The sequence below is a fragment of the Pandoraea sp. genome (genome assembly GCF_004297875.1).
In the GTDB taxonomy this organism is placed as follows: domain Bacteria; phylum Pseudomonadota; class Gammaproteobacteria; order Burkholderiales; family Burkholderiaceae; genus Pandoraea.
On the sequence record NZ_SCSK01000057.1, the window covers coordinates 1 to 6,575 of the forward strand.

Annotated in this window: 5 protein-coding genes and 1 pseudogene; 3 read left to right on the forward strand and 3 right to left on the reverse strand. The window is 57.4% G+C overall.

Annotated elements, in window-relative coordinates; genetic code table 11:
- Window positions 1–254: 254 nt before the first annotated feature.
- On the reverse strand, window positions 255–1,109 hold the full coding sequence (locus EPN80_RS16980; RefSeq protein ID WP_293029965.1) for an SDR family oxidoreductase: 855 nt from the start codon (window positions 1,107–1,109) through the stop codon (window positions 255–257).
- A 210-nt stretch (window positions 1,110–1,319) separates the two neighbouring features.
- Here EPN80_RS16980 and EPN80_RS16985 point away from each other — a divergent pair, with 210 nt between their 5' ends.
- The gene (locus EPN80_RS16985; RefSeq protein WP_293029968.1) at window positions 1,320–1,613 is read left to right on the forward strand and encodes a helix-turn-helix domain-containing protein; all 294 of its coding nucleotides are present in this window, start codon (window positions 1,320–1,322) and stop codon (window positions 1,611–1,613) included.
- 404 nt (window positions 1,614–2,017) lie between these two features.
- On the opposite strand, the pseudogene EPN80_RS16990 reads toward EPN80_RS16985, so the two are convergent.
- Window positions 2,018–2,215 (reverse strand): annotated as a pseudogene (locus EPN80_RS16990) (DDE-type integrase/transposase/recombinase); the annotation flags it as partial.
- Window positions 2,216–2,405: 190 nt separating this feature from the next.
- Window positions 2,406–3,305, reverse strand: coding sequence for a LysR family transcriptional regulator (locus EPN80_RS16995; protein WP_293029971.1), 900 nt, complete (start codon window positions 3,303–3,305; stop codon window positions 2,406–2,408).
- Window positions 3,306–3,406: 101 nt separating this feature from the next.
- Between EPN80_RS16995 and EPN80_RS17000 the strand changes: the two genes are divergently transcribed.
- Both EPN80_RS17000 and EPN80_RS17005 read left to right on the forward strand, forming a co-directional pair.
- Window positions 3,407–4,756, forward strand: coding sequence for an FAD-dependent oxidoreductase (locus tag EPN80_RS17000; protein WP_293029974.1), 1,350 nt, complete (start codon window positions 3,407–3,409; stop codon window positions 4,754–4,756).
- Window positions 4,757–4,853: 97 nt separating this feature from the next.
- On the forward strand, window positions 4,854–6,089 hold the full coding sequence (locus EPN80_RS17005; protein ID WP_293029977.1) for an MFS transporter: 1,236 nt from the start codon (window positions 4,854–4,856) through the stop codon (window positions 6,087–6,089).
- Window positions 6,090–6,575 lie beyond the last annotated feature (486 nt).

Sequence of the window (6,575 nt, forward strand, 5' to 3'; positions counted from 1 at the left end):
CACCGAAAATCGACCGCCATCAGAGCGAAGCGCCCTCTGTCCGGGAGGTCTCGCCTCGCATGCCGATGAAAGTGAACGTTTTTGGATGAACTCCGGGTTCGATCTATCGCAAAATTGGACCGTGGGGGGTGCGGCCAAATACTTGGACTGATTTATGCCGTAATTCCAGAGGGTCAAATTTCGGTGAACGCCAACAGGCAGGGGGGCTCGATGTCGCTTGACACGGCTTCCCCCCTCCATTTCGATCCCCGGTTTCAAACGGGCAGTGCAGCTTCCAGCAGGCTTTTCCAGGGTGTCGTAGTGCGACCGATCAAGCGCGCCAGAGTACCGCTATCATCGAACAGCGCGCCACGTGAGGCAGCAAGGTCGGCATCGGCCAGGAGGGCAGCAAGGTCGGTAGGCAGGCCCAGACCGGTCAGTACATTCGCATAGGCGTCTGGTGCCAAATCGTTGTAGACGACTGGTTTCCCGGATCGACGCGAGACTTCAGCCGCCAGCTGCGCGAGCGTAAAGGCATGGTCGCCCGCCAGCTCGTATGTCTTTCCCACATGCCCATCGGTTGTCAGCGCCACCACGGCGGCCATGGCGTAATCCTTCCTTGCAGCCGAAGAGAAGCGCCCCTCCTTCGCGGCCCCGACAATGGCACCATGTTGGAGAACCGCGGGAATCATCGCCAAGTGATTTTCGATGTACCAACCATTGCGAAGAATGACTGCTGGAAGACCTGTTGCAACAATGGCCTCCTCGGTCTGTCTATGCTCGATCGCAAGCTTTGCGGGAGACGAGTCGGCATGTAGCATGCTCGTATAGGCCAACAGGGAAACGCCAGCCTGCCGAGCTGCCTCAATCACCGCGCAGTGCAGCGGCAGACGACCGTCGACCTCGGTAGAAGAAATCAGCAATAGCTTTTCGACGCCCGCCAAAGCGCCAGCGAGCGTTTCTGGGCGACTGTAGTCCGCCTCGCGCACAACGACGCCACGCTCCGCGAGATCCTGAGCCCTTGCGGGGTTCCTGACAGCCGCCACAATCCGGTCAGCCGGAACCTTCTCCAGCAACCCGTCGATCACAAGTCGCCCAAGTTGCCCCGTTGCGCCTGTTACTGCGTACATGACAAGTCCTCCTTGGTTGAAAGTAGAAAGGGCTATCAGTCTAAGGCGCACACTTTCCATTGGCAAGCAAGTATCGTTTAGTTATCATGAATCTCAAGTAGCTATTTAGAGACTTGGTAACCAAGTGGAAACTTCTCTGGGAGCGCAAAAGTGAGTCTAAAGATCCGCAAAAGGGTGGCCCCGCTGCCAGGGTGTCCCATGTCGAAATGTATGGCCTTGCTAGGCGGTCTTTGGACGCCCGAAATCATCTGGTGTCTGAGCAACGGCCCGCGACGCTTTTCGGAGCTGTTGCGTGACAACCCCAATCTCACGGGGAAAGTGTTAACCGGCAGATTGCGTGACCTGCAAGCGCGAGGAGTACTGGATCGCAAGGTAATGCCGACCTCTCCGCCATCTGTAGAATACGAGCTGACGGCTCTTGGCCTGGAACTGCTACCGGCCATTACATCCATCGTGGAAGTAGGAACGCGCCTGTTACTCCGCGAAACGCCTTCTGAAGGGTGAGCTGCGGCAAGCCTCGCGGACCGGCGCTGGCATAGGTTCCCCACCTCGTCGAAGTTCGACCGGAAATCCCTTCCAGAGCATCATCCTGCCTCTAAAATCCAGGGCCCTATTACCGTAGGTGAACGTGCCATCGCTATTGTGATGCTTGATCCGTCACTCCTTGCGGTGGTCGTTCAGGTGGGTGGCCACTGCCTCGAGGATGAAAAGGTTGTATTGATCGGCCATGGTGTCATCCGCAACCCGGCATTAAGGTTGGGAAGACATTCATCAACGGCTGGCGGCGCGACGTGCCGCGAAAGCGGCGGCGTTAACCTGAGGCGTGAAAACTTATCAACATTGCTACCGACGTAATTGCCGATATCGACCACCTTCGCAGTCAAGTAGATACCGGGAATGGCGATGACAACATATTGCGATCCCCTGACGGAATGATGGATCAGCGTCACGTCGCTGCCCGGTTGCCGGGCGTACAGCGCCTGTTCAAGCGCGTTGAGTACGAAGTCGGTGCGCATGGCACGACTCACCGGCCAGCCAACGATGCGCCGCGCAAACACGTCAATCACGAACGCCACGTATAACCAGCCGTGCCACGTCGAAACGTAGGGGTGAGTAGGCCGGGGGAGTTTCACCCCCAGCCTCTCGCAGAACCGGGGGTGAGCCTCCCGACTCATCCGGCTCCCATCATCCAACCGCAGGAGGACATCCTATTAGGGCGCATCGTGGCTGCTCGACCGCGCGCGTGTACCTCAATGTTACTTAATCGAAGCGGTGCTGGACGTATTTGACATGCGTCTAGCTTCTATCCCATGGCGGCACGTCCGCCAGGCTGCGCGCCAGCCATTCGGTCAGCGCATTGATCCGCGCGAGTTCCTGGCGCCTGCGCGGCACGAGAGCCTTGAGCCAGGTGGCCTGCAGAGGAAATCCTTGCAGCAAAGGCTGCAGCGTGCTGGCCGCTAGCGCGGTCTTCGCCACATATGTCGGCAGTATTGCAATGCCATTGCCCGCACAAGCCGCGGCGAGAAGTGTGGAATTATCGTTGGTGACGAGCCGTTGCGGTACATCGACCGTAATTGGACCCCGCTCACTGTCAAACTGCCAGGTCGATCCCGTTGGCTTGAACACGAGGCAATCATGATCGGCGAGATCGCGCGGATGGGTAGGTACTCCGCGCGCTTGCAGATATGCGGATGAAGCGCACAATACCTGGCGCAATGGGCACAGCGGAATATCTATCACGCCCTCATAGCTGGCCGCGCGCCCGCCGATGGCGATATCGAAGCCCTCCTCCACAGGATTGACGGAGCGGTCGATCAGTAGAACTTCCATCGTAATTCGTTCATGTTCGCGTTGGAAGGCACTTAACACGTCGGCCAGATACAGCACTGCCAGGGAAGTTGGTACCTTGAGGCGAATATGTCCCTCTAGTTGTCCCTCATCCCGCTTGAGACTGTGGATGACGTGGTCAAATTCCGCCACGAGCGCGCTGGCCGTCGCCTGGAATTTTTGGCCAGGCTCAGTCAGCGTCACCTTACGCGTGGATCGACCAAATAACCGGGTTCCGGTAGTTCGCTCCAGATCGCTGACGCGCTTGGCAACGACCGACGGCACCACGTTCAACTGGCGCGCCGCTTCCGAGAACGACCCATATTTCGCCGCAGCGAGGAAGGCCCGTAAATTGAGAAGAATATCCACATTGATTCCAAATCACGAAAACTGGATTCTCAATATAGATCAACTATTTGTGAATTGCATCAACTAAGATAAACCCCGATGCAACGCAAATGAGAGTGTAGATGATGAACAATGTGAGCGAGCCCGCACGGCACACACCAGTGCTCGGTGAGTACGAAGTCGTCGTACTCGGCGGCGGCCCATCCGGCATAGCGGCAGCCACCGCAGCGGCTACCGCTGGGCACAAGACATTGCTGGTCGAGCGCTATGGATTCCTGGGTGGTATGGGAACGGCCGCCGGCGTCACCAATTTCTGCGGCCTGCACGCGAACGTGCACGGCGAGATCCGGCGCGTTGTACATGGCGTCTCGACCCAGTTAACCGACCGTATCGCATATCTGGGCGGCTTATGCGAGCCCCATAGTCTGTTCGACGGCAAGATCGCCGCGCAGGCATATGACACTGCCGCGTACAAAATAGCCGCCGACGAACTACTCCTGGCCAGCGGCAGCTCCCTCCTGTTCCATGCATACGCGGTAGGCGTGGTAATGCGTTCCCCGCGCGAGATCGAGGCCCTGCTGATCGAAACCAAATCAGGTCGCCAAGCTATCGTCGGACAAGTTTTCATCGACTGTTCGGGTGACGCGGACATCGCCGCAGCCGCCGGCGTGCCATATGAAAAAGGGGATGGCAAGGGGGACATGCTATACCCGTCGACGATGTTTCGTGTCAACGGTGTCGATCCGCTGCGCGCCGGTCGGGCGTGGGAAAACTTCGACAAATTGATGGAAGTGGCCAGTCGCGACGGCCTTCATTTTGCACGCAAATCTCCTATCATCCGGCCACAAAAGAATCCCGTCGAATGGCGGGCCAATGTGACGCAACTGAGCAATCTCGACGGCTCGGCTGTCGACGGCACCGACGCCCGGCAGATCAGTGCGGGCGAGGTCGCGGGCCGCCGGCAGATTGCCGAGTTCATGCAATTCCTACGCTGTTATGCGCCCGGCTTCGAACAAGCTTATGTGTTGGAGATCGCACCACAAATCGGCATACGCGAGACGCGCCGCATCACCGGCGAGTACCAGCTTACCGAGGACGATGTGCTCACGTGTGCAAGCTTTGACGACACGATCGGTGTCAACGGTTGGATGATCGAAGCGCACGTGGCTGGCGATGTTCAGTTCAAGTTCCAGTACGACATACCGCAGGTACGGGGCTTCAATCATCTGCCCTACCGGATGATCGTGCCGCGCCAGGTCGACAACATGCTAGTGGCCGGCCGATGTGCGTCGATGACGCATATGGGTCAGTCGGCTGCACGCGTGACCGGCGCTTGTTTTGTAATGGGGGAGGCAGCGGGCACCGCCGCCTCGCTATCGCTTTCGAGCGGGAAAAGGCTGCGCGAGCTAGACGTAAAAGCGCTGCAAAGCGTGCTAGCAAGCAACGGAGCATATCTGGGACTCGATGTCTAGCTTGCACAACAGAATCATCGGTATTGCAAGTGAAAAATCATAAAGCCACTCGACGTGGCAGCCGCCCACCATCGGGCGAGAAAACTAGGAGACAACAATGGACAGCATCAAGGTGCCGGCACGGCACGATGAACGGCTAACGCTCCCTACTAACCAATCGATAGCCTCAGCGTATCGCTGGGTAATTCTATTGTTGTGCTGGGGCGCGCTACTGTTCACGTTCGTCGATCGACTGGCCTGGGGAAGTGTCGCAGCGTCGGTGGGGTCGTCGCTCGGCTTGCCTGTCGGTGCACTCGGCGTTTTCGTAACAGCGTTTTATGCCGGCTATGTGTTGTCAAACGTAGCAGGCGGTGTTGTTGTGGACTTGTTCGGTCCGCGCAGGATCATTGCGCTATCATTGCTATTGCTGGGCGTGTGCACTTTTCTGTTCGGGCACACAACTTCGGTTGCATATGGACTGGCGACACAAGGGCTGATGGGACTTGTGTCGGGATGCGACTATGCGGCTTGCGTCAAACTCATTACCGCTTGGTTTGATCTCAAACACCGAGGGCGTGCAATGGGGCTGATGATGACCGCAACGTCGCTTGCCGTAGTGATAACCAATGCAATCGTGCCGAAAATGCTTGCGGCGACTGGCTGGAGTCAGATCTATGCATTGCTTGGCATCGCGACATCGATATTCGCGATGCTATGTTTTGTGATCTTGCGTGACGGGTCGATCGTGCAGCTAGGTAACCGGCAGCGGTTGAACCTGAAGAAGTTGCTGGGAAATCGCAATCTGGCACTGCTCGCGCTAGCTGGATTTGGTGGAATGTGGGGTACATGGGGTTTCGTGTTTTGGGGCAATGCCCTGATGACCAAGCGATATGGCATCTCGCCGACCCACGCTGGCTTTGTGATGGTTCTGGTTGGCATCGGAGCGGTCGTGTCCAAGCCGATCATCGGCTTGCTTTCCGATTGGATGGGTGGACGCCGTAAGGCACTGATTAGCGCATGCTTTTGTGGGTTCTCGATTCTGCTGCTGGTGTTCGGCATGCTCGAGCGCGAATCGCAGTTTCACCTGATCGCACCGTTGCTTGGTATCGCGGCGTTCGCATGGTCGCCGCTCATAGCGCTGATGATCGCGGAAACTGCGGGCATTTCTCTTTCCGGCTCCGCCACCGGTGTGACCAATGGCATCTGGCAGCTAGCCAATGTCGCAGTGCCGCTTGTCGTCGGCACCGTATTTCAGTTCACGCACTCGTTCCCTATCGCATTTGGCACGCTCGCCGCAGGCCCTCTGCTAGCAGCGGGCTGCATGTGCTTTGTCAACGAAGCGGTGCGGACATAGCTTGTTACGAGGCAGCGTCTGTTTAGCCGATCTGAAATGATCGGAATGGATCGCCTCGACAGGCTTGAGGTTGAGCCGGCATGGCGATCGCCCGGATCCAGACATGCGTTCGCTCCCATTCATTCGCGCTATTCAAGGTCTATCGGTGTGCTCTGCATTTTGTTACGCACCGTAACGGTTATACCCATGATCGAGATGCGGGAACAGGCGTTCGTGAGGAGCACTGCCGGTTCCACCAATGCGATTTCTTGAGGGGAGCGTAGCTGCACCGCTATTCGCCGGTGGCGCGTGCGGCACGACATATTCCTTCGAGTCGGTTTAGTGGCGCGCGCATGAGGTCCACTCGTTAGCGCGTCCACTTTGTTCTTTGTAGCATCCCGTAAATCTTAAATAATTGGAGACATTCATAATGAAAAGACAAGTTTTGATTGCATCGGCCCTTGTTGCTGCACCGCTCGTCTGTGCGGCCCAAAGCAATGTCACGCT

Bases quoted from the DNA above. Each gene is read 5' to 3' on its own strand.
- EPN80_RS16985 (WP_293029968.1), top strand. From the start codon at position 1,320: ATGGCCTTGCTAGGCGGTCTTTGGACGCCCGAAATCATCTGGTGTCTG.
- EPN80_RS17000 (WP_293029974.1), top strand. From the start codon at position 3,407: ATGATGAACAATGTGAGCGAGCCCGCACGGCACACACCAGTGCTCGGT.
- EPN80_RS17005 (WP_293029977.1), top strand. From the start codon at position 4,854: ATGGACAGCATCAAGGTGCCGGCACGGCACGATGAACGGCTAACGCTC.
- EPN80_RS16980 (WP_293029965.1), bottom strand. From the start codon at position 1,109: ATGTACGCAGTAACAGGCGCAACGGGGCAACTTGGGCGACTTGTGATC.